Source organism: Salinibacillus kushneri (genome assembly GCF_900111405.1).
In the GTDB taxonomy this organism is placed as follows: Bacteria; Bacillota; Bacilli; order Bacillales; family Alkalibacillaceae; genus Salinibacillus; species Salinibacillus kushneri.
In genome coordinates this window covers 118,315-140,218 of the sequence record NZ_FOHJ01000009.1, presented here as the reverse complement: position 1 = coordinate 140,218, position 21,904 = coordinate 118,315, and the positions used below count along the sequence as shown (strand labels likewise).

The 21,904-nt window shown below is 37.0% G+C and carries 24 protein-coding genes; 17 read left to right on the top strand and 7 right to left on the bottom strand.

Going from position 1 to position 21,904, the window contains the following annotated elements; genetic code table 11:
* Nucleotides 1-322, top strand: a 322-nt coding sequence (locus BMX63_RS13390; RefSeq protein ID WP_143060166.1) for an IS3 family transposase, incomplete at its 5' end; no start/stop codon positions are given.
* A 61-nt stretch (nucleotides 323-383) separates the two neighbouring features.
* Here the strand turns inward: BMX63_RS13390 and BMX63_RS13385 are convergent.
* Nucleotides 384-764 (bottom strand): DUF1885 family protein, encoded by a 381-nt coding sequence (locus BMX63_RS13385; RefSeq protein WP_143060165.1) that lies wholly within the window; start codon nucleotides 762-764, stop codon nucleotides 384-386.
* Between the two features lie 208 nt (nucleotides 765-972).
* On the opposite strand from BMX63_RS13385, the gene BMX63_RS13380 reads away from it, so the two are divergent.
* The 3 genes from BMX63_RS13380 to BMX63_RS13370 all read left to right on the top strand — a co-directional run bounded on the left by BMX63_RS13380 (nucleotide 973) and on the right by BMX63_RS13370 (nucleotide 2,480).
* The gene (locus BMX63_RS13380) at nucleotides 973-1,083 is read left to right on the top strand and encodes a GapA-binding peptide SR1P (RefSeq protein ID WP_093136567.1); all 111 of its coding nucleotides are present in this window, start codon (nucleotides 973-975) and stop codon (nucleotides 1,081-1,083) included.
* 139 nt (nucleotides 1,084-1,222) lie between these two features.
* Nucleotides 1,223-2,182, top strand: a complete 960-nt coding sequence (locus BMX63_RS13375) for an NAD(P)H-dependent flavin oxidoreductase (RefSeq protein ID WP_093136554.1) — start codon at nucleotides 1,223-1,225, stop codon at nucleotides 2,180-2,182.
* Between the two features lie 19 nt (nucleotides 2,183-2,201).
* Nucleotides 2,202-2,480, top strand: coding sequence for a UPF0223 family protein (locus tag BMX63_RS13370; protein WP_093136552.1), 279 nt, complete (start codon nucleotides 2,202-2,204; stop codon nucleotides 2,478-2,480).
* A gap of 259 nt (nucleotides 2,481-2,739) precedes the next feature.
* On the opposite strand, the gene BMX63_RS13365 is transcribed toward BMX63_RS13370, so the two are convergent.
* On the bottom strand, nucleotides 2,740-3,363 hold the full coding sequence (locus BMX63_RS13365; RefSeq protein WP_093136550.1) for a YktB family protein: 624 nt from the start codon (nucleotides 3,361-3,363) through the stop codon (nucleotides 2,740-2,742).
* A 167-nt stretch (nucleotides 3,364-3,530) separates the two neighbouring features.
* Between BMX63_RS13365 and BMX63_RS13360 the strand changes: the two genes are divergently transcribed.
* On the top strand, nucleotides 3,531-4,337 hold the full coding sequence (locus BMX63_RS13360) for an inositol monophosphatase family protein (RefSeq protein WP_093136548.1): 807 nt from the start codon (nucleotides 3,531-3,533) through the stop codon (nucleotides 4,335-4,337).
* A gap of 92 nt (nucleotides 4,338-4,429) precedes the next feature.
* Here BMX63_RS13360 and BMX63_RS18115 read toward each other — a convergent pair whose 3' ends face one another.
* A complete protein-coding gene (locus tag BMX63_RS18115; RefSeq protein WP_177167312.1) occupies nucleotides 4,430-4,600 on the bottom strand; it encodes a DUF5325 family protein in 171 nt (56 codons plus the stop codon).
* Nucleotides 4,601-4,736: 136 nt separating this feature from the next.
* Between BMX63_RS18115 and BMX63_RS13355 the strand changes: the two genes are divergently transcribed.
* Entirely contained in the window at nucleotides 4,737-5,081 is a 345-nt protein-coding gene (locus BMX63_RS13355) for a YlaH-like family protein (protein WP_093136546.1), read from the top strand.
* A complete protein-coding gene (locus BMX63_RS13350; RefSeq protein WP_093136545.1) occupies nucleotides 5,078-5,362 on the top strand; it encodes a hypothetical protein in 285 nt (94 codons plus the stop codon). The genes BMX63_RS13355 and BMX63_RS13350 overlap by 4 nt, the downstream gene beginning before the upstream one ends.
* Nucleotides 5,363-5,412: 50 nt before the next feature.
* On the opposite strand, the gene BMX63_RS13345 is transcribed toward BMX63_RS13350, so the two are convergent.
* A complete protein-coding gene (locus BMX63_RS13345) occupies nucleotides 5,413-5,613 on the bottom strand; it encodes a YlaI family protein (RefSeq protein ID WP_093136543.1) in 201 nt (66 codons plus the stop codon).
* Between the two features lie 217 nt (nucleotides 5,614-5,830).
* A complete protein-coding gene (locus tag BMX63_RS13340; protein ID WP_093136541.1) occupies nucleotides 5,831-6,439 on the bottom strand; it encodes a YhcN/YlaJ family sporulation lipoprotein in 609 nt (202 codons plus the stop codon).
* A 125-nt stretch (nucleotides 6,440-6,564) separates the two neighbouring features.
* Here BMX63_RS13340 and BMX63_RS13335 point away from each other — a divergent pair, with 125 nt between their 5' ends.
* Complete coding sequence (locus tag BMX63_RS13335) at nucleotides 6,565-7,893, top strand: PhoH family protein (RefSeq protein ID WP_093136540.1); 1,329 nt, start codon at nucleotides 6,565-6,567, stop codon at nucleotides 7,891-7,893.
* A gap of 186 nt (nucleotides 7,894-8,079) precedes the next feature.
* On the opposite strand, the gene BMX63_RS13330 is transcribed toward BMX63_RS13335, so the two are convergent.
* On the bottom strand, nucleotides 8,080-8,580 hold the full coding sequence (locus tag BMX63_RS13330; RefSeq protein ID WP_245732831.1) for a hypothetical protein: 501 nt from the start codon (nucleotides 8,578-8,580) through the stop codon (nucleotides 8,080-8,082).
* Between the two features lie 72 nt (nucleotides 8,581-8,652).
* On the opposite strand from BMX63_RS13330, the gene glsA reads away from it, so the two are divergent.
* The 4 genes from glsA to pyc all read left to right on the top strand — a co-directional run bounded on the left by glsA (nucleotide 8,653) and on the right by pyc (nucleotide 15,036).
* On the top strand, nucleotides 8,653-9,582 hold the full coding sequence (gene glsA, locus BMX63_RS13325) for a glutaminase A (RefSeq protein WP_093136536.1): 930 nt from the start codon (nucleotides 8,653-8,655) through the stop codon (nucleotides 9,580-9,582).
* A gap of 278 nt (nucleotides 9,583-9,860) precedes the next feature.
* The gene (locus BMX63_RS13320; protein WP_093136534.1) at nucleotides 9,861-10,151 is read left to right on the top strand and encodes an Fpa/YlaN family protein; all 291 of its coding nucleotides are present in this window, start codon (nucleotides 9,861-9,863) and stop codon (nucleotides 10,149-10,151) included.
* 251 nt (nucleotides 10,152-10,402) lie between these two features.
* Nucleotides 10,403-11,605, top strand: coding sequence for a putative lipid II flippase FtsW (ftsW, locus tag BMX63_RS13315; RefSeq protein ID WP_093136532.1), 1,203 nt, complete (start codon nucleotides 10,403-10,405; stop codon nucleotides 11,603-11,605).
* Nucleotides 11,593-15,036 (top strand): pyruvate carboxylase, encoded by a 3,444-nt coding sequence (gene pyc / locus BMX63_RS13310; protein ID WP_093136530.1) that lies wholly within the window; start codon nucleotides 11,593-11,595, stop codon nucleotides 15,034-15,036. Before ftsW ends, pyc begins: the two co-directional genes overlap by 13 nt.
* Before the next feature lie 50 nt (nucleotides 15,037-15,086).
* On the opposite strand, the gene BMX63_RS13305 is transcribed toward pyc, so the two are convergent.
* On the bottom strand, nucleotides 15,087-16,004 hold the full coding sequence (locus BMX63_RS13305) for a COX15/CtaA family protein (RefSeq protein WP_093136528.1): 918 nt from the start codon (nucleotides 16,002-16,004) through the stop codon (nucleotides 15,087-15,089).
* A 469-nt stretch (nucleotides 16,005-16,473) separates the two neighbouring features.
* On the opposite strand from BMX63_RS13305, the gene cyoE reads away from it, so the two are divergent.
* The 5 genes from cyoE to ctaF all read left to right on the top strand — a co-directional run bounded on the left by cyoE (nucleotide 16,474) and on the right by ctaF (nucleotide 21,587).
* On the top strand, nucleotides 16,474-17,424 hold the full coding sequence (gene cyoE, locus BMX63_RS13300) for a heme o synthase (RefSeq protein ID WP_093136526.1): 951 nt from the start codon (nucleotides 16,474-16,476) through the stop codon (nucleotides 17,422-17,424).
* 89 nt (nucleotides 17,425-17,513) lie between these two features.
* Complete coding sequence (coxB, locus tag BMX63_RS13295; protein WP_093136524.1) at nucleotides 17,514-18,731, top strand: cytochrome c oxidase subunit II; 1,218 nt, start codon at nucleotides 17,514-17,516, stop codon at nucleotides 18,729-18,731.
* A gap of 40 nt (nucleotides 18,732-18,771) precedes the next feature.
* Complete coding sequence (gene ctaD, locus BMX63_RS13290) at nucleotides 18,772-20,634, top strand: cytochrome c oxidase subunit I (RefSeq protein WP_093136522.1); 1,863 nt, start codon at nucleotides 18,772-18,774, stop codon at nucleotides 20,632-20,634.
* The gene (locus BMX63_RS13285; RefSeq protein WP_093136521.1) at nucleotides 20,631-21,263 is read left to right on the top strand and encodes a cytochrome c oxidase subunit 3; all 633 of its coding nucleotides are present in this window, start codon (nucleotides 20,631-20,633) and stop codon (nucleotides 21,261-21,263) included. Before ctaD ends, BMX63_RS13285 begins: the two co-directional genes overlap by 4 nt.
* Before the next feature lie 3 nt (nucleotides 21,264-21,266).
* A complete protein-coding gene (gene ctaF / locus BMX63_RS13280) occupies nucleotides 21,267-21,587 on the top strand; it encodes a cytochrome c oxidase subunit IVB (RefSeq protein WP_093136519.1) in 321 nt (106 codons plus the stop codon).
* Nucleotides 21,588-21,904: the final 317 nt, after the last annotated feature.

Below are 21,904 nucleotides of genomic sequence, written 5' to 3'. Positions count from 1 at the left end.
AGATTGCCCCTATCGAACTACTATACACTCTGATCAAGGCTGGGGTTATCAAATGAAGAGGTATGTAAAGAAACTAAAAGATAATGGTATCTTTCAAAGTATGTCCCGAAAAGGAAACTGTCTAGATAATTCACCAATGGAGAATTTCTTTGGGCTAATGAAACAGGAAATGTATTACGGTAAAGTTTATAAATCATTTGAAGAGCTTAAGCAAGCAGTAACTGATTATATTTTTTACTATAACAATGAACGGATAAAAGCAAAATTGACTGGCATGAGCCCGGTGGAATACCGTCTGCATACCAGTCAACTAGCTGCTTAAATATTTTGGTCTAACTTTTAGGGTTCAGCACAATAAAGAAGGTCTTTTTTAGCGTAGTCCATTATTTAACCATCATTCTTCCATTAAATAACTTTAGCTTTCCATGTAATTTCTTGCGTAGAAACTTTGCTAATTCGTTTGCCTTACTTTTATCTCCATGCTTTGCTGAATTCGGCAAGGTAATTTGTATTATGTTTTCTATTTCATCAACACCAATTAATAACCCATAATACCGGTCAAGATTACCTTTTAATAATAAATAATTTCCTTGTTCTTCTTTTTTCTCTATAACAGTGTAAGGAAAAGCATGATCTTCGTAATTCCATGCTAGCTGTTTACCAGTTTTAGATGTGATCTCCTGGTAGTACGTTAAATACTCTTTCACATTTTTGAGGGTAATGGAGTTTTCTTTATCTACATAGACATATGTACTACGACTCAAATAACTCACCCCTTACAATACAGTTTGCTTTAATCATATCATGAATCCAGTGCATTAAACAGAATATTGCGAAAAATATTTATTCTTTAAATAAATAAAACATAAAAACAAATAATGTTATACTATTTGGGCTTTAAAAATAAATTATGACATATTAAAATAAGAATTACAGTAATGATAACGATTTCTTAAGGAGCTGGTTACGGTGATAGGTACAATCGTTTGTCAGGATTGTCAACGCGTTATTGATCATTTTGAAGACGAGAAAGTGACCACTTTATATGGAAAAGGCTGTGACTGTCATAACAAACAAAAATAATCTATGTTTAAAACTGTCTCCTATCGGATGACAGTTCTTTTTTGTGAAAGAAGACTATACTTGTATACATAAAACAGGTCACTTCACATTAAAATTACTTATGATACGATAGAAGAAATAGGCGAAGGGGGATATCTGGATGGGGATGGAAACAAGAATAACAAGATTGTTACATATTGATTATCCTATTATTCAAGGGGGACTTGCTCATTTGGCCTACGCTGACTTAGCGGCTGCTGTATCGAATGCAGGCGGTCTTGGACAGATCACAGCCATGAGTCTGGAAAATGAAGCACAGCTTAGAGATGAAATTCAAAAGGTCCGGAGATTAACGAATAAGCCTTTTGGAGTTAACTTTGCTATAGGGCAGCATGGACGACCATTTGAACATATGGTAAAAGTAGCTCGTGAAGAACAGGTACCTGTAATTACCGTTACAGGAGGAAATCCTAAGCCAGTTTTAGATATGGTGAAAGGAATGGATATAAAAAAGATGGTCTTAGTGGCCGCTAAGCGTCAAGCGGAAAAAGCGGAAGAACTGGGGGCTGATGCTGTTATGGTCGTTGGACAAGAAGGTGGTGGACACCTGGGCCGTGATGATATTGGTACCTTTGTATTAACTCCACAGGTGGTAGATGCTGTTAACATTCCTGTCATTTCCTCAGGTGGAATTTCTGATGGTAAAGGTTTAATGGCTGCGTTAGCCTTAGGCGCAGAGGGGATTGAAATGGGGACACGATTTATTGCAACAAAAGAATGTGTTCATGCCCATGAGAAGCATAAGCAAGCGTTAGTTGAAGCCGATGAAAAGTCTACCGTTGTAATTAAACGTTCACTTGGTGCACCTGCCAGAGCATTAAAGAATGGTTGGACAGAAAAAATTCTGGAGCTTGAAAAAGACAAACCGGGTTTTGAAGTATTAAAACCGTATATAAGTGGCGAAACGAATAAACGATATATATATGGAGAGTCTGAGAAGGGATTTGGCTGGGCAGGACAAGTTACAGGAAGAATCCATGATATTCCTACTGTGCAAGAGTTATTTAATCGTATTCAAAAGGATATTGAAACCATACAAGCAAAATGGAGTCAACTGTAAGATAGAAAGGGGAAAAAACATGGAGTATCATTACCCAATAGATGAATCATGGGATACAGATGAAGTAATGGATGTTATACACTTTTTACAGCTAATAGAAAAAGCTTATGAAGATAAGGCCAATCGTGATGACCTATTACATGCTTATCACCGTTTTAAAGAAATTGTTCCATCCAAGATGGAAGAAAAGCAAATTGATAAAAAATTTAATCAGCAGTCAGGATACTCCACGTACCGCACCATTCAAAAAGCGAAGCAGGCTGAGAATGGAGAAACGATAACCATGGCTTATAAATAGTGGTTTATCAGCCTGATGGTTTTTAGCCAAAAGAAAACGGATATTGCTGGCATAGGTAACGTTTTTGCCTTGGCTAGCATTTTTTTGTTAGAATGTCTTGTTTATTCGCCAATCACTCACATTTGTTTGCCAGGGAGTTTTGTTACGAAACTTACAGCATTTATTTGCCCAAGCCCTTACCTTGTAAAGAGTTTCTGACTTTTTACTTTCCTGGAAACAAGAGAGACCAAATCCGTAAGATTTGGTCTCTCTACTATGATTACAATTCTTTGGTATATTGATATAGTGGTTCCAGTTTTTGAAAAGTATCCTCGCACATTTGCAGAAATTCATTAGGTTTGGTTAATATCGGATCATTACGATCAATGTTCACACCACATAAAATTTCGGCCTTTTTAACATTGGCTAAACGGTCCACCAGCTTGTCCAGATCAACTTCATTATGACTTGTAGCATCTGGCTTCGTATGATCTCCAGACCAGACAAAGTTACCTGGAATTTGTTTCTTTATATCATCCATATGTTTTTTTAATACTTCTGCATAGTCCTGCTTTACAGGGTTTTCGTAAATCATTGCAAACCAGATAAATAAATGGGTCTCCCAAAGACCTATTTGAAAGTGGGGAAGCTTTTTATATCCCCGGTTATTTCTGGCTAATGCAGCCCAAGTATCATTAGGTGGATTCTTTGAACGTCTGGCATGCTTAGCAACATGTACATACATTTCATCACCAGTCATGGTCGTTACGGCTGGGGCTAATTCTACTGCTATGGCTTCTAGTTTTGGTGAAATATTGCCCCGCAGCTTTTCCATTCGAGCATCTAATCCTGGAATAGTAAATATATCAAAGTCCTCTTGAGTAAAACCATTAAAATCTGTCATTGATTTACTCCTTTCTATGTATCATGGTTTTAGTATAAGAAAAACGTCATTTTATGTCATCTTATTTTACCATAGCAAAACGAGTTACAAAATGAAATTGCTTTACATAGCGTTTTGAATAAATTTTTGATAGGATATACGTAATACGTGAAAAGGAGATTTGCGTGATGGACGCTGAACAAAAACAAACCTTATTCAATCAAGCAAAGGAATGGACCATTGAAGCAGGCGAACGCATCAAAAAACGTGTTCAACAGCCTTTTGAAGTAAATACAAAAAGGGATCGAAAAGATTTAGTAACAGAAGTTGACGAAGATACGGAAAAGTTTTTTGCTGAACGTATTCGACGCTCATATCCAGAGCACCAAGTTTTAGGTGAAGAAGGATTTGGTGATGAGGTGACCAGTCTGGATGGTATTGTCTGGATTATTGATCCGATTGATGGAACTATGAATTTTGTGCATCAAAAACGAAATTTTGCTATTTCAGTAGCGATATACGAGGATGGAGAAGGGATTATAGGTCTTATTTATAACGTTATGACAGGAGATTTATATTCTGCGAAAAATGGGGAAGGTGCCTATAAAAACAATTATTTACTTCCAAAGTTGAATCAAACAAGGAAGCTTGAAGATTCTCTAATAGGAGTCAATCAATTTTGGGCAGTACCCAATCGCAGACTTGATGAGTCGGGAGTTCATCAACTTATACGCAAAGTGCGAGGAACGAGATCATACGGTTCCGCAGCTTTGGAATTTGCCTTTGTTTCTGAAGGAATCATGGATGCCTATTTAACAATGAGATTGTCACCATGGGACATAGCTGCCGGAGTCATAATTGTAAATGAAGTGGGTGGGCTTGCTACCAGAGTAGATGGTAATCCTTTGGATATGCTGCATGAAAATACTGTGATAACCTGTAATCCATCAATACATAAAGAAATTATTGAAAACTACATACATCTTAAAGAATAGTCTAAAAAAATGGACTGACATCGGACTAAGAAACAAGAGTCCTGTCGGTCCATTTTTATCATGCAGAATTTGAAGTGTGCTGCCTTTCCTTTTTATAAACCTTGTTTCTTTTTCATTTTAAATCCTAATCCCATAACGAAAAATCCTAAGATGAATAATCCTGCTGAAAGGAGATGTTGTTCATATCCTATGGCAATCCCAACAGCTATGTAGCATAAAATTACAAGGACAGCTAACAAAAATGCTTTTTGTTCGTATTTCATATTTCCACCTCTTTTATACGTTCAGTTTACACGATTCAGTTATCATTCAACAAGGGAAATGAAAACGTTTTTCGGTGGTACTATCTTTAAAAATTTAGTATGATGGTATAGATGAAGACGTTAGGAGGAAGCATCTATGCCGAATGAAGAAATTATAGCTGGACAGGGATTCCGGCCAATTACTGAATTTTTATTAAATCAAATTGGTGGACAGACAGGCGTTATTTTATTATATTTTTCCATTTTAATTTTTGCTGCTCTAACATATAAACTGGGATTTGCACGAAAATTACCATTATTGAAGTCGATTATTGTATACATACTACTGGCTTTAGGATGCTTTATTCTTTTATTCTTTGCGATTTTATTGCCAATGCTTGAAGTTTTAGTGATTTGTTCGCTTGTTTTAGGCATATATCGATATCGCCTGGCCCAGGAACGGAAAAGAAGAAATGGGGAAGGGGTTGAAAACCAGACGTGAAATCTTTACAGGACGTTGTGTATAATTGGTTAACCATTCAACTGGTCGCGGATGCAAGGCCGGAAGATCAGGCAGCTATTGATACAGCCCAATTTTTTAAAAAGATGCTGGAAAATGACCACAACGTAGAAAAGATTGAAGTGAAAAAGCTAGAGGATATGTATAGCGTGATGGTTGAAAAAAAGGATGAAAACCGTTCTTTTCGCTTTCCTATTGAGTTAATCGAATGTATTAATGACCAAATCCAAAAGGAACCAGAAAAATTCACAATTTATCCATAGTACGAACAAAATCCGATTCACGTTTGTTTGAATCGGATTATTTTTAAAGCTTAAATATAAGGATCTTTCTTCTTTTCTCGATATTCTCTATACTTCCCTTTTGCCAATCTTTCTTCCGTTTTCTTATCAATACGGTCACGACATGTATCGCACATATAAGTCATTACACGTCTTTTACGGAGCTTTTTAGCGAGTAAGCTGGTCTCCTCTACTTCCTCTACCTGGTCACATAAGATGCACTTTACCTTCATGTTATCACCTCATTCTTGATAAGTATAACATGTTATATAACATTATGTCATAATTTGACTAAATTGGGAGAAATACATACACATAATATATGGTAGTCGATTTATGTCGGCTGATATCTGATAGGCGGAAGTAGAGTGCATTGCAACTGTTGCGGTCCATTGTAATAATTGCAGTCAAAATAAAAAAAGCTGCCGAGACTTTCTCGACAGCTTCCATTTATGACGAATTCTTATTTTTTTGTTTGTTGGATTGTTCATTTTGCAAATTATCTAATTGATCTTTCTTTTTCTGATCATTAAGCATTTCACTATTTGAATCCGGTTCAGTTGGCTGATTTTCTTTTTGAGGGACTTCTGGCATGTAACGTCCAACTATAGAAGAAAGTTCATCCATTATAGCATCTTCCGGATGACCTTGTCGTACTTTATTAGCCAGTCGTCGAATTCTTTCGGTGACATCTCCATCTGCTGTTACCATTGTATTATTTCCATGAATATCTTGTTTCAGTGCTTCAGAGACAGAATATTTAATCGTTCCTACTCTTGATCGATCCAGTTCTTTATCTACATCTATTCCTACGACCGAATAAGGGCCTACTGCCACAGCAGTCGCACTATTCACTCCAGGAACATCTGCTGCAATATCTGCAAGATGCTCAGCCATTTCTGTATTGGAATATTCCTTATCTTCATGTGTTACTTCCGAATCCTTCACGTTTAAGTACTGATCCATATTGTTGTTATTTTGAGCCTCATCTTCATTATTACATGCACTTAAAGTGATAGCTAAACACATGATAAGAATGGAATATATGACTTTCCTCATTTATTCGAACCTCCTTTTACAAATATATTGTTTCTCATTCGTCTAACTTTATGATTTCCAACATATATTAAAAATACGGAAGCCTTGCCAATTCTTAATAAAAAGACATTTAGGAGGCGGCTTTTTTGGAAATAACATACGTTTTAGATACTAATGTTTTACTTCAGGATCCACGCGCGATTTTTTCATTTGAGGAACATGAGGTAGTAATTCCAGCAGTAGTATTGGAGGAAGTAGACTCTAAAAAGCGAAATATGGATGAAGTAGGACATAATGCAAGAGAAACCTCGCGTATTATTGATCGCTTTCGTCAACTGGGTGAACTTTATAACGGTGTTCCACTACCCAATGGGGGAAGTTTACGTATTGAATTAAATCATCGATCATTTTCCAAGCTTAGTGAGATTTTTCTGGAAAGAACCAATGATAACCGTATCCTGGCAGTAGCACTAAATTTACATCTTGAAGTTCAAAAAGAAAAGAATAATCATAAGGTAATTTTAGTTTCTAAAGACATTTTAATGCGAGTCAAAGCAGATGCGCTAGGATTGAAAGCTGAAAACTTTTTGAATGAACGAGCGGTTAATGAAGATAATGTTTATGAAGGCTATCAAGAGTGGGAGGTAAAAGAAGAGGAGTTAAACGAATTTTTTAAAACCGGTACCCTGAGGATTCCAGATAGATTAGAAAAATATTTGTTTCCCAATGAGTTTGTTGTAATGAAGAATGAGTGGAATCCATCTCAATCAGCCATCGGGGTGGTACGTTCGGACGGAGCGTTTATTGAAAAATGCAGGCTTTCGATTGAAAATGTATGGGGAGTCAAACCGAGAAATGCTCAGCAAACCATGGCACTTGAACTTTTGTTTCGAAAAGATATTCAACTCTTAACGATGATTGGAAAGGCGGGCACAGGTAAAACGTTGCTTGCATTGGCTTCAGGACTTATGCAAGTAGAGGATATGCATCTATATAAAAAAATGCTTGTGGCAAGGCCGGTCGTACCATTAGGCAATGATATTGGCTACTTACCAGGTGAAAAGGAAGAAAAATTAAAACCTTGGATGCAGCCCATTTATGATAATCTGGAATATTTATTTGACGTACAAAAAGCTGAAGATTTAGATCAAATTTTATCTGGTCTTGGTTCGATCCAAGTGGAAGCCTTAACTTACATAAGAGGCAGAAGCATTCCGGAACAATTAATTTTGATTGATGAAGCGCAAAATTTAACTAAGCACGAAGTAAAAACGATTTTAACTCGAATAGGAGAGGGGAGTAAAGTGATTTTACTTGGTGATCCAGGACAGATTGATCACCCCTATTTAGATGAGTATAATAATGGATTAATCCATGTTGTCGAAAAATTTAAAGATTCTGCTTTAAGTGGACACGTTAAATTTCATAAAGGCGAGCGTTCATCATTAGCACAGCTATCGGCGGACTTGTTGTAAGAAGAATCGGTTGAATCTGGTTCAAATAATTATTGGCTTAGTTTTAAAAGCGGAAGGGGGATTCCCTTCCGCTTTTTTCGTAGTATTGTGTCTTTCCGTTATCCCCTAAAGCTCAGTACCGTCCGTAAAGTCTCTAAACTGGTGCTTGCCCATTTGTTTCTGGACAACAGAAGCATTTAAATTTTTTTATTTAATCTTTATTCCAGTAATTCCTTTAATTGGTGTATTTTTATTGGATTCATCGCCAAAATAAAAATGTAGGGGGCCGTCTTCTTTTACAGGCTTACCATCGACTGCAAAGAGGAAATATCCATTTTCTAAAGTATCCAGAGATATCTCTTCTTCGCCGTGATTCGTTTCAAGAAGGGCTGATGTTGCAGATTCGTTCACTTCTGCTGTTTCCAAAAACGGTTTTATATTCATTACATATGTACTATCCAAAATTTTCTTACGCTCAAATTTTGAGATACTTTTATTTACCGGGGGATTCAGTTTCTGTTGATACACTTCACGATTCCACCGATTGGATGCCTTTTCTAACTCCTCTTCCTCATCAGTTTCCTGTGCTGTATGGTCCTGAAAAGCTTTGTCAAATTCTACTTTACGATCATCAAAAATCCAAACACTTGCATCAAGTGTGAGGGGGAATTTTACATTGCCTGCTAGTTGTACGATCAATTTTTTCACCTCTGTATTTTAGCGTTTACAAAACAAGTATAACGGATTTTTTCGACCTATGCATTAAGGAGGACAATATTCATGGAGAAAGTTGCGGAAAGACAACTGGAAAAATGGGTGGATCATACTCGCATATATGCAAATAATGGTAAGGTAGCCGATTACATACCAGCTTTAAAGCGACAGAATCCGGAAATTAATGCTGCAGCATTTTTGCATCTCGATGGAGAATGTGTTCAAGCAGGAGAAGCTGATTACTTGTTTACTATCCAAAGTGTTTCGAAAGTTTTAGCTTTGGCAGTGGCGCTAATGAATCATGGGGAAGAAGCTGTTTTTTCAAGAGTAGGTAAAGAACCAACAAGTGATCCCTTTTATTCTATATCCAAATTGGAAGTAGAAAAACCTTCAAAGCCCATTAACCCTATGATAAATGCAGGAGCCTTAGCTGTTACAAATATGATGTCTGGAAAAACTTCTGATGATATGCTTCAGGAAATTCTTGAGTTTGTTCATCAATTGATTGCAGATGATACAGTGGATTATGACCGAGAAGTTGCCAAATCTGAATATGACTCAGCGTTTTTAAACCGATCTTTATGCTATTTTATGAAGCAAAACGGCATCATTACCGGTAGTGTTGAGGAATTGCTGGATGTATATACGAAGCAATGTGCAATCCAAATGAATGTAAAACAGTTGGCCAAAGTTGCGGCTGTATTCGCAAATGAGGGAAAGGATATTGAAACAGGGGAACAAGTGATACCGCGTCACTATGCCCGTATTTGTAATACATTTATGGGGACATGTGGCATGTATAATCAATCTGGTTCATTTGCTATTAATGTTGGTATACCGGCCAAAAGTGGTGTTTCTGGTGTCATTATGGGAGTTGTTAAGGATGTAGGAGGGGTCGCTGTTTTTGGACCGGCGCTGGATAATACAGGGAATAGTGTAGTAGGCGTTAAATTGCTGGAGATTATGTCGAGATCTTATCAGTGGTCCATATTTTAAGTTATAATCATTACACTACGTAATTCTAAATTGCTTCATTTGACTAAGACTTGGTTTAACCAAATGAAAGGACAATAATTGTCGATTTAAATTTACATAAACAGCGATTATTGCCTTTCTTAATTCCCTTGCATTTTTTGTGGTTTGCCGTTAATATAATGAAGTAGAAGGTATATTTATATTTGGAATTTCTCTACATAATTTTAGGGTGAAGAATATGAAAATATGCCACTGACTGGTTATAGATTATTTTAGACAGTAGGAAAGAGGGGATACCTGTGTCTTCTGAAGTAGCTATGGATCGCGATCAAGCATTGGCTGTATTGAAGCAGGATGCTGATAAAATATTACAACTGATAAAAGTGCAAATGGATAACTTAACAATGCCACAATGTCCTCTTTATGAGGAAGTCTTAGATACGCAGATGTTTGGTTTATCAAGAGAAGTGCAATTTGCAGTCAGGCTTCAATTAATAAGTGAAGAGACTGGGAAGGAAATTTTAGAAAATCTGGAAAGACAAGTAAGTGCACTTCATGAAGCCTTTCAAGCTCAAAAGTCCCCTGAATAAACTCAAATTACAACAACAGCCTGTTGTAATTTGAGTTTTTTATTCCATAATAGGTCATTCTATTAATCTAAGAAAATGTCATAGCAAAAACGATACATCTAATCTAATTTTAGAATAATTACTGAATCAGGAAGGAATTTTCCCAATCAATGTCGTACATAAACAAAATAAGGTATTTTAGATGCAGAAAAAATATGTCCATTCTTAGAAATTGACAACCCATAAATAAATTCAACATAAGGATGACAAATATGAAAAAACGATTAAAAAATTTTGATTTCACATTAATGTTTACGCCACTAGCTTTATCCGTTTTTGGAGTGGTTATGGTTTATAGTGCCAGTATAGTTATGGCTGTATATGAAGGCCTTAGCAGCAATTACTATCTAATTAAACAAATCCAATGGCTGGTAATGGGAACAGCCTTATTGTTTTTTACTGCTTTTATTCCCTATCAAAAATATCAGAAGGTTATAAAACTAATTGTTATCGGTATGTTACTTCTTTTGATTTTTGTCTTTCCATTCGGCGAAGAACGTAATTTTGCCAAATCATGGTACGATTTAAAAATCTTTAGTTTCCAACCCGCGGAAGTAGCGAAGTTGGGATTAATTATGTATTTAGCTTCGGTTTATTCTAAGAAGCTATCCTATATTCATGATTTTGCAAAAGCTGTGATTCCACCCTTGGTGATTACGAGTGTAACCATTCTTTTAATCGTTCTTCAACCAGATATTGGAACAGCATCTATTATCTTTTTAATTGCGCTTAGTGTCATTGTTAGTTCGGGAATTCGTTTAAGACATTTATTCGTTTTAGGTGCTGTTGGCGCTCTTTTTATTGCTTTTGCTATACCTAACATGGTAACAGATGAACGTGTAGCCCGTTTTACGGGTGCATATGAGCCGTTTTCTGATCCAAGTGACGGGGGTTATCACTTAATTCAATCTTATTTGGCTATCGGCTCTGGAGGACTAACGGGTGAAGGTCTGGGAGACTCTGTACAGAAGTTAGGATATTTATCCCATCCGCATACAGACTTTATTTTGGCCGTTATAGCTGAAGAGTTAGGGTTAATTGGAGTAGCCATTACGGTTGGAGCTCTTGCAGTAATAGTTTTAAGAGGTTTGTACATTGCCAGAAAGTGTGAAGATGCTTTTGGATCCCTGCTTGCTATTGGTATTTCTTTTATGATTGGGATTCAGGCATTTATTAATATAGGTTCTATGAGTGGTGTTTTGCCTATTACAGGTGTAACACTACCATTTGTAAGTTATGGAGGTAGTTCTCTCTTAATCTTAATGATTTCCATGGGCATTTTAAACAATATTGCCATGCAAGTAAAATCGAAGGAACATACGCATACCAAAACACGCACAGAAGTTCAAAATTCATCTGAAGAATCCGTGTTTTCCATCAATGAAAGGAGAGGAAGTAAAGCATGGGTGAAGTAAATCAAATCCAAAAAGTCCTGGTGGCAAATAGAGGGGAAATTGCCATTCGTGTATTTCGCGCTTGTACAGAGCTTAACATTCGGACAGTGGCGATTTATTCTCAAGAGGATACAGGTGCATTTCATCGTTATAAAGCAGATGAGGCTTACCTGGTTGGAAAAGGTAAAAAACCGATTGATGCTTATTTAGATATTGAAGGAATTATTGAAATCGCGAAACGGGTTGGAGTGGATGCTATTCACCCCGGCTACGGTTTTTTGTCTGAAAATATCGAATTTGCGAAACGTTGCGAACAGGAAGGCATCATATTTATAGGTCCGAACAGTGAACATCTCGAGATTTTTGGGGATAAGGTAAAAGCACGTCATCAGGCCATTAAAGCCAATATACCAGTTATTCCAGGGAGTGATGGTCCTGTTAAAAATATGGAGGAAGTTGAACAGTTTGGAGAGAAGCATGGTTTTCCAATCATAATCAAAGCTGCTTTAGGTGGTGGTGGCCGAGGGATGCGGATTGTTCGCAGCCATGAGTCATTGAAGGATGCGTTCGACCGTGCCAAGTCTGAAGCTAAGGCGGCTTTTGGAAGTGATGAGGTTTATGTAGAAAAACTTGTTGAAAATCCAAAGCATATTGAAGTACAAATCTTAGGTGACCAGGCGGGCAATGTCGTTCATTTATACGAACGAGACTGCTCTGTTCAAAGACGCCATCAAAAAGTGGTTGAAGTAGCACCGAGTGTTTCTTTACCGGATAGACTGCGCCAGGAGATTTGTGATGCTGCGGTTCAGTTAATGAATGAAATTCATTATGTGAATGCAGGAACGGTAGAATTTTTGGTTACAGATGAAGCGTTTTATTTTATAGAGGTAAATCCAAGAGTGCAGGTTGAACATACAATTACAGAACAAATTACAGGTATTGATATTGTTCACACCCAAATCCTTATTGCTGAGGGTCACACTTTATTTGATGAAACTATCGCTTTACCAAAACAAGAAGAGATACAAACTACTGGATATGCTATTCAATCAAGGGTAACGACAGAGGATCCACTTAACAACTTTATGCCGGATACAGGCAAAATTATGGCCTATCGTACAGGTGGAGGATTTGGTGTACGACTGGATGCGGGTAATGGGTTTCAGGGAGCTTTAATATCTCCACATTATGATTCATTACTGGTAAAAGTTTCGACGTGGGCGCTTTCTTTTGAAAAAGCTGCAAGCAAAATGGTCAGAAACTTAAAGGAATTTAGAATTCGCGGAATTAAAACAAATATACCTTTTTTAGAAAATGTCATTCAGCACTCAAGGTTCTTATCTGGTGAATACAACACAACTTTTATTGATCAGTCACCTGACCTTTTCGTGTTTCCAAAGCGAAAGGACAGGGGAACAAAAATGCTTCGTTATATTGGTTATACAACGATTAACGGATTTGATGGGGATGGGAAAAAGAAAAAGCCAAACTTTTTAGATCCACGTATTCCTTCTGTAAATCAGACTGAGGAATATCCATCAGGCACAAAACAGATCCTGGATGAAAAAGGGCCAGACGGTTTAGCGAATTGGCTAAAGGAGCAAAAGGAAGTTTTATATACAGATACGACTTTTCGTGATGCTCATCAATCCTTACTTGCAACACGGGTACGAACAAAAGATTTATTGCATATAGCAGAACCGACCGCACGTCTTTTACCCGAATTGTTTTCAGTGGAAATGTGGGGAGGAGCAACCTTTGATGTGTCCTACCGTTTCCTGAAAGAGGACCCATGGGATCGTTTGTTAAAATTAAGGGAAAAAATGCCGAATGTACTCTTCCAAATGCTACTTCGTGCAAATAATGCTGTAGGATACAAAAACTATCCTGATAATGTTATTCAGCAATTTGTAGAAAAGAGTGCAAATGCAGGTATTGACGTGTTTAGAATCTTTGACAGTTTGAATTGGGTTAAAGGAATGACACTGGCTATTGATGCAGTCCGTTCCAATGAAAAGGTTGCAGAAGCTGCTATGTGTTATACAGGGGATATTCTGGATCCTTCTAGACCGAAATATGATTTAGCGTATTATCGTAATTTAGCAAAAGAATTGGAGAATGCAGGTGCACACGTATTAGGGATTAAAGATATGGCCGGCTTATTAAAACCTGAAGCTGCTTATCAATTGATTTCGGAATTAAAAGAGTCTATCGATATACCGATACACCTGCATACACATGATACGAGTGGCAACGGAATTTTCACTTATGCCAAAGCCATCGATGCTGGTGTAGATGTAGTCGATGTGGCTTGTGGACCAATGGCCGGGCTTACGTCACAGCCTAGTGCTAATAGCTTGTATTATGCACTTGATTACAATGAAAGAAAACCTGATCTTAATATCCAATCCTATGAAAAGATTGGTCATTATTGGGAAGATATCCGTCAATACTATCAGGGATTTGAAAGTGGTATGAAGGCACCACATTCAGAAATTTACTTACATGAAATGCCTGGTGGTCAATATAGCAATCTGCGGCAACAAGCAAAAGCTGTAGGACTTGAAGAACGCTGGGATGATGTGAAGCAAATGTATCGCCGTGTGAACGATATGTTTGGTGACATTGTTAAAGTAACACCGTCATCAAAAGTTGTCGGAGATATGGCACTTTACATGGTTCAAAATGATTTAACAGAGGATGATATTTACGAACGGGGAGAAACATTGGATTATCCTGATAGTGTTGTCCAATTATTCCAAGGGTACTTAGGACAGCCATATCAAGGATTTCCGCAAGAATTGCAAAGAATTATCCTAAAAGGAAAAGAGCCTATTAAAGAACGTCCTGGTGAATTACTGGATAATGTGGATTTTCATGAACTGCGCAATACCCTTTATCAAAAACTTAACCGGCAGATTACAAGCTTTGACCTTATTACGTATGCCCTGTATCCAAAAGTGTTTATGGATTATAACAAGTTTTATGATCAGTATGGGGACATGTCAGTTCTTGATACACCTACGTTCTTTTATGGCATGCGCTTAGGAGAAGAAATCGAAGTTGAAATTGAACAAGGTAAAACCTTAATTGTTAAATTAGTCTCTATCGGTGAGCCGCAGCAAAATGGTACTCGAGTCATTTATTTTGAATTAAATGGACAGCCTCGTGAAGTTATTGTGAAAGATGAAAGTATTCAAAGCCTTGTCCAAGAACGACCAAAGGCAGATAAAGATAATGATCATCAAATAGGTGCTACAATGCCTGGGACTGTAATTGATGTCTTAGTTGAAAAAGGTGAAAAAGTCCAAAAAGGCGACCATTTAATGATTACAGAAGCGATGAAAATGGAAACAACAGTACAAGCTCCTTTTGATGGCAAAATTAACAAGATTTACGTCAAAAACTCTGATGCGATTGAAACAGGTGATTTGCTCATAGAATTTGAGTAAAACATTATTAAAAACGGACTTCCTAAATGGAAGTCCGTTTTTTTAATTAGTTATTTGCTTTTCTTTTCATTCTGTGCACTTCTGCTTGAAAGTAGGATAAAGTAACATAAGAGTCCAAAGAATATAGAGATTATCAGAGCATGTAAAAGAGCAATTGATAGATTTAGCATGGTCATAATAATGAATGCTCCGAGCGTAACTTGAAAAATCATGAGAAGGAGCGCAATGGTCCAGCCGGAATACATGATTTTATGCTCTTTATAATCTCGTATAATCCGAAAAAACAAATAGATAACCCACACAAATAAAAGACCGGCAGCCAACCGATGAGCCATTTGAACCCATTGTTCAAAGCTGAATGGCGAAAACACGACATTCGGTTCACAAAGTGGCCACCCTCTACAAGCTAAGCTTGCATGAGTATGTCGTACAAGGGCCCCTGTATAGACAACAGCCAGGGTATATGTAAATAAGGCATAAAAATGTTTTCTTAGTGAGCTGTCAATATGTAAGGAATTTGCATCAAACTTCTTATCAATCTCAAAGATAATAATCATTAATAAGAATACAGCTGCAAAAGATATTAAAGAAATTCCAAAATGCATAGCCAGTACAAAATCAGATTGGCCCCACACCACAGCTGCAGCACCTATGAGTCCTTGTAATACAAGAAAGAAAATCGACATGATGGCAAGAAATTTTGTTTCTCGTACATTTCCATAGTACTTCCAGGCAAGAATAGATAGTGCCAGAACAAGGATTCCAACCGTACCTGAAACTAACCTATGACTTAATTCTATGATTAATTCCAAAGTAATAGTGGAGGGAATAATTTCACCCTCGCACAATGGCCAGCTTTTACCACAACCAAGCCCAGAGTCCGTTTTAGTTACTAGAGCACCACCAACTAATACAAAAAGCATTCCAATTGTTGATAGAACAGATAACCATTTTAGTAATTTAATCATGATTATTACCTACCATTCTCATAATAAAGTCCAATCTACATTTTAATATAAAAATTTGCGACATACAAAAGAAATTGTCACAATTTCATTACAAATGATATGATAATATGGTTAAGAAAGGTTTGGTCATTTTCACGTAAAAAGCATAAAAAGGTTGCATCTTCACGATTTCTTTGCTAGAAATAAAAAAGGGCTGGTAATAATCATCATAATAATCCCATAAGTACATAATTTTGCCATCTTGAGTTCCCATCTGTAAATTTAGGGTGAGAAGGTAATTTCGAAGTGTCATAAATTTGTCACACAAAACCATGTGATGTGTGATTAAATAGATATAAGTACAGTTACGTGATAAAATATAATCGTATATTTAGGCTTATAAGCAGGAAAGATAAAAAACTATATTTTACTTCCTAACTTAACATAAAGAGTCTGTATTTCACGAAAAGAGAGGAAGGTAACGTTTAAAATGAGTAACCCTAAATCTATTGGGACAAATCCTTCAAAATTGATTGAATCATCAGGCGAAGGGTATGATAAGACAAAAACTCTTTGGTCTGATTTTCTGGCTTTGATAAAAATTGGGATTATTAATTCGAATTTAATGACAACCTTTGCTGGTTTTTGGCTCGCGTTATTTGTTACGCAGTCATCGTCGTTTTTCCTATATTGGGATGTTTTTATTCTTACAATGACAGGTACAGCTTTTGTAATAGCTGGAGGTTGTGTATTAAATAATTACTACGATCAGGATATCGACCAAAAGATGTCCAGAACGAAAGAACGACCAACTGTTACAGGTACGATGTCTAATTCTCTTATTCTTAAATTAGGTATTGGATTTTCTGTATTCGGACTTATTTTATTATGGCTTGCATCACCTATGGCAGCATTGTTTGGATTTTTGGGATGGTTTACTTATGTTGTACTTTATACGATGTGGTCAAAACGGCGTTATACCATCAATACCATTATTGGAAGTTTTTCAGGTGCTGCACCTCCATTAATTGGCTGGTTTGCGGTGGATACAAGCTTTCATCCAATTGCATTTGTTTTATTTCTTATTCTATTTATATGGCAGACACCACACTTTTTGTCATTAGCTATGTTGAAAACAGAAGAGTATAAAGAAGCTGGTATTCCAATGCTTCCAGTTATACACGGATTTTCCATTACCAAAAGACAAATGACGATATATATCGCGTGTTTATTACCACTCCCATTTTATTTTGGTTCATTAGGGACAATCTTTTTAGTATTAGCTTCTATATTAAATATAGGTTGGTTAATACTATCTATAAGTGGTTTCTTTACGAAGGATGATTTGAAGTGGGCGAAACGTATGTTTATTTATTCGCTTAATTATTTGACCATTATTTCACTTGCAATGGTGATTGCCACCATTCCGTCATTTTTCTAATTTAGTTAAGAGAATAATCCCATTATTCACTTAACTTTATTATATTCATATTTAACTACACATAAAAAGAGAAAGAGGGGTATGAATTCATGAAAGGATGGATGGGTAGGTTTCGAGCGCTATTTTTATTAAGTGGATTAGCACTTATACTTACAGGCTGTGGAAACCCATACTTAAGTGCCTTGCAACCAAAAGGTGAAGGCGCGGACATGATTCTGGACCTTATGATTTTAAGTATCATTATCATGTTATTTGTATTTTTGGTCGTAATGGCTATTTATGTATTCGTTGTAGTCAAATTCCGCCAAAAAAAAGGGGAAGAAGATTATATCCCTAAGCAAGTTGAGGGGAACCGTATATTGGAAACGATTTGGACTGTTATTCCTATCATTTTGCTACTGATTTTAGCGGTTCCAACCGTACAATATACATTTGCACTTTCTGATACAACTCCTGAATCTACAGAAGGAGAAGAAGCAGAAAATACAGATGATGCTCTGTGGATTGATGTAACAGGCAAGCAATTCTGGTGGAATTTTGATTACCGGGATACGAGTGTCCAAACCAGTCAGGATTTATATATTCCAACGGATAAAAGGGTTTACATTAAACTATCTTCAGGTGATGTAATCCATTCCTTCTGGGTTCCATCAATATCCGGTAAAATGGACGTAAACCCTGGTAAAAATGAAAATGAAATGTTTATTAAGGCAGAAGAGGAAGGCGTTTATTGGGGTCACTGCGCTGAGTTTTGCGGACCTTCTCACTCTTTAATGGATTTCCGTATTGTTGCGGTTAGCCCGGGTGAATTTGATCAGTGGATGTCTGATATGCAAAACGTTGATCCAGAAGCAGAACCTGAAGATTCATCAGCCAGAGAAGGGAAACAGCTATTCTCTGACAATAGTTGTATGGGCTGTCATGCTGTTGGTTCCTCACCAGCTATGATGGGACCAAATGTAACCAACTTTGGGGATCGATCAAAAGTTGCCGGTGTATTAGATTACAATAAAGAAAACATTGTGGATTGGATTATGGATCCGGAAAAACATAAACCTGGTAACTCAATGACTGGAAACTACACCATTCCTAGCGAGGAAGATGCAGAGAAAATTGCTGATTATCTCATGTCATTAAGTCCAAGTGAAATTGGGCCGGATGATGCCCAGGATGATGATTACGTTCAACCTCAGAAGAAGGAAGAGTCAGAACAAGAGGGCAATGAAAATAATGATGAAGGAAATTCCAATGAAAATAATCAAGAAGAAAATAATGATGACAATACAAACGAAGATGAAGAAAACTAATTTTTGAAGACGTCAAGATGTTTAAAGGGAGGTTATTGAGGTGAGTACAGCTACGGTAGAAAAGCCTGGCTTTGGAGCTACCTTGTGGGAATACTTAACAACAGTTGACCATAAGAAAATTGCAATTCTCTATCTACTTGGCGGAGGATTCTTTTTCCTGCTTGGTGGACTCGAAGCAATGCTTATTCGTTTACAGCTTATGTTGCCTGATAATAATTTAATTGGTGCACAATTTTATAATGAAATTATGACAATGCACGGAACAACTATGATCTTTCTGGCTGCAATGCCACTAATTTTCGCATTTATGAATGCGGTTGTTCCTTTACAGATTGGTGCTCGTGATGTTGCTTTTCCATTTTTGAACTCCTTAGGTTTTTGGTTATTTCTTTTTGGTGGAATACTATTAAACCTTTCATGGTTTTTAGGTGGAGCACCTGATGGAGGTTGGACCGCTTATGCTCCTTTCTCTATTTGGTCATCAACCCATGGTTTTGACTTTTATGCGATTGGATTACAGATAAGTGGTTTTGGTACCTTAATGGGTGGTATTAACTTTATTGTAACCATCGTAAACATGAGGGCTCCAGGTATGACATATATGCGTATGCCATTATTCACCTGGACCGCTTTAATTGCCAGTGTATTAATTTTATTTGCATTCCCTGCACTAACTGTTGGTCTATTTTTCATGACCTTCGACAGACTCTTTGGTGCTAACTTCTTTGTTCCGGAAATGGGCGGAAATGAAATAATATGGGAACATATTTTTTGGATATTTGGGCATCCAGAAGTATACATTCTGGTACTGCCTGCCTTTGGTGTTTTTAGTGAGGTTATCTCAACCTTTTCTAAGAAAAGGTTGTTCGGATATTCAGCAATGGTATTTGCGACGGTACTTATTGCATTCTTCGGTTTTATGGTGTGGGCTCACCACATGTTTACAGTAGGTATGGGGCCAATTGCTAACTCCATATTTGCGATTGCCACTATGGCTATTGCCGTTCCAACAGGTATAAAGATATTTAACTGGCTGTTTACTATGTGGGGCGGTAGCATACGATTTTCAACACCAATGCTTTGGGCAGCTGGATTTATTCCAACCTTTACGATTGGTGGTATGACAGGTGTAATGGTAGCTGTAGCAGCAGCCGACCTTCAATACCATGATACTTACTTTGTCGTTGCACACTTTCACTATGTTATCGTTGGTGGTGTTGTGTTTGGACTTATTGCAGGAACTCACTATTGGTGGCCATTGATATTTGGTAAAGTCTTAAATGAGAAACTTGGAAAATGGACATTCTGGTTCTTTTTCATTGGATTCCATTTAACATTCTTTATTCAGCACTTCTTAGGGCTAATGGGAATGCCACGTAGATATTGGAAGTTTCTTCCGGGTCAGGATCTTGAAGTCGGAAACTTTATAAGTACAGTCGGTGCCTTACTAATGGCGGTCGGAACCATAATATTACTATATAACATCATTAAAACGTCTGTTAATGGTGAAAGAAGTTCTCAGGATCCTTGGGATGGTCGTACATTAGAATGGAGTTTACCAAATCCAACTCCACATTATAACTTTAAACAACTACCACTTGTACGTGGATTAGATCCATTATGGATTGAAAAAACCCAAGGAAATGGAAAGCTAATTCCAGCAGAGCCGCTGAATGATATTCATATGCCTAATAATTCATTCTTACCATTTATGATTTCATTAGGTTTATTTATCACAGGGATTGGAGTTATTTTCAGACCAGATTCTAACGTAGCCTATATTGCGATTATTGCTGGGCTGGTAATCGCATTTGGCAGTATGTTTATTCGCTCTGTTAAAGATGATTTAGGTTATCACATTCATAAAGAAGATCTTGAAGAAGAGGGGGCTGGGGTAGAATGAGTACACACGAAGACGTTTTAAGTTCTGAGAATTTACCACATGAACCCGAGCGAGCTACCCTTGAAGGCAAAAACAAATTTATGGGTTTCTGGTTCTTTCTTGGTGGTGAGACAGTACTTTTCGCCAGTTTATTTGGTACTTATTTAGCGTTAAAGAATTCCTTCGGTGACGCAGAAGGAACACCATCACAAGAATTATTCGGTCTACCATTAGTCTTTATTATGACCGTTATCCTGTTAACAAGTTCTTTAACAAGTGTATATGGCATTTATCATATGAAGAATCAAGCTTTTAAAAAGATGATGGTTTGGTTTACCATTACTGTTCTCTTAGGAGCATCATTCCTTGGGCTTGAGGTATACGAATTTAATCATTATGTTCATGAATTTCACCATACGTTTACAGCCCATGCATTTGGGTCAGCCTTTTATGCTCTTGTAGGCTTCCATGGTGCACACGTTGCATTTGGACTTTTATGGTTTTTAACTCTCATGTTCCGAAATGCAAAGAGAGGTTTGAATTTATATAATGCACCTAAATTTTATTTGGTTAGTTTATACTGGCACTTTATTGATGTAGTTTGGGTGTTTATATTTACAGTAGTTTATCTCATGGGAAAGGTGGGGTAGTAAGTGGCAGATAACACCAATTCCAATTATCAAGATCAGTTTTTTAAAGAAAAGCATAAAGAAGAAATGAAGTACCAGGTTATTACATTTGCTATGATGATTGCATTTACAATTATAGCGTTTGGTCTGGTAGTGGGAGACTTTAGTAAATATCTTGTTGTTCCGATTATTTTAGTGTTAGCTGTTGTTCAAGTGCTTTTTCAACTGTATTACTTTATGCATTTAAACCAAAAGGGTCACGAAATGCCTTCGCTTATGATTTTTTCAGGTGTTTTTGCAGCGGTTTTAACCATTTTAGCATTAACAACCATTACGTGGATCTAAAAAAAAGATCGAGGCTATTGCCTCGATCTTTTGTATTCATGAGACTGGGAAAAAAGTGTTTTATTAAAAAATCCAAACTTAACAGAAATTATGGTTGGTGGATAATACACTCCGGAAATATCCTTCGCTTTCCGCGAGTGGCTGGTAACCCTCCTTGTGCTGTCGAACAGCGGGTCTCACCTATGCTTTCCTCCCGCATGACAAGGAAAGCTTTGATAACTTTACACCGTACGAGAAAAATGTGCATCCATTTTATGATGAGTCTACGTATATTTCTTCTGCTAAAATCAATGATTGTTCTCCTTTAGAGTTAATTG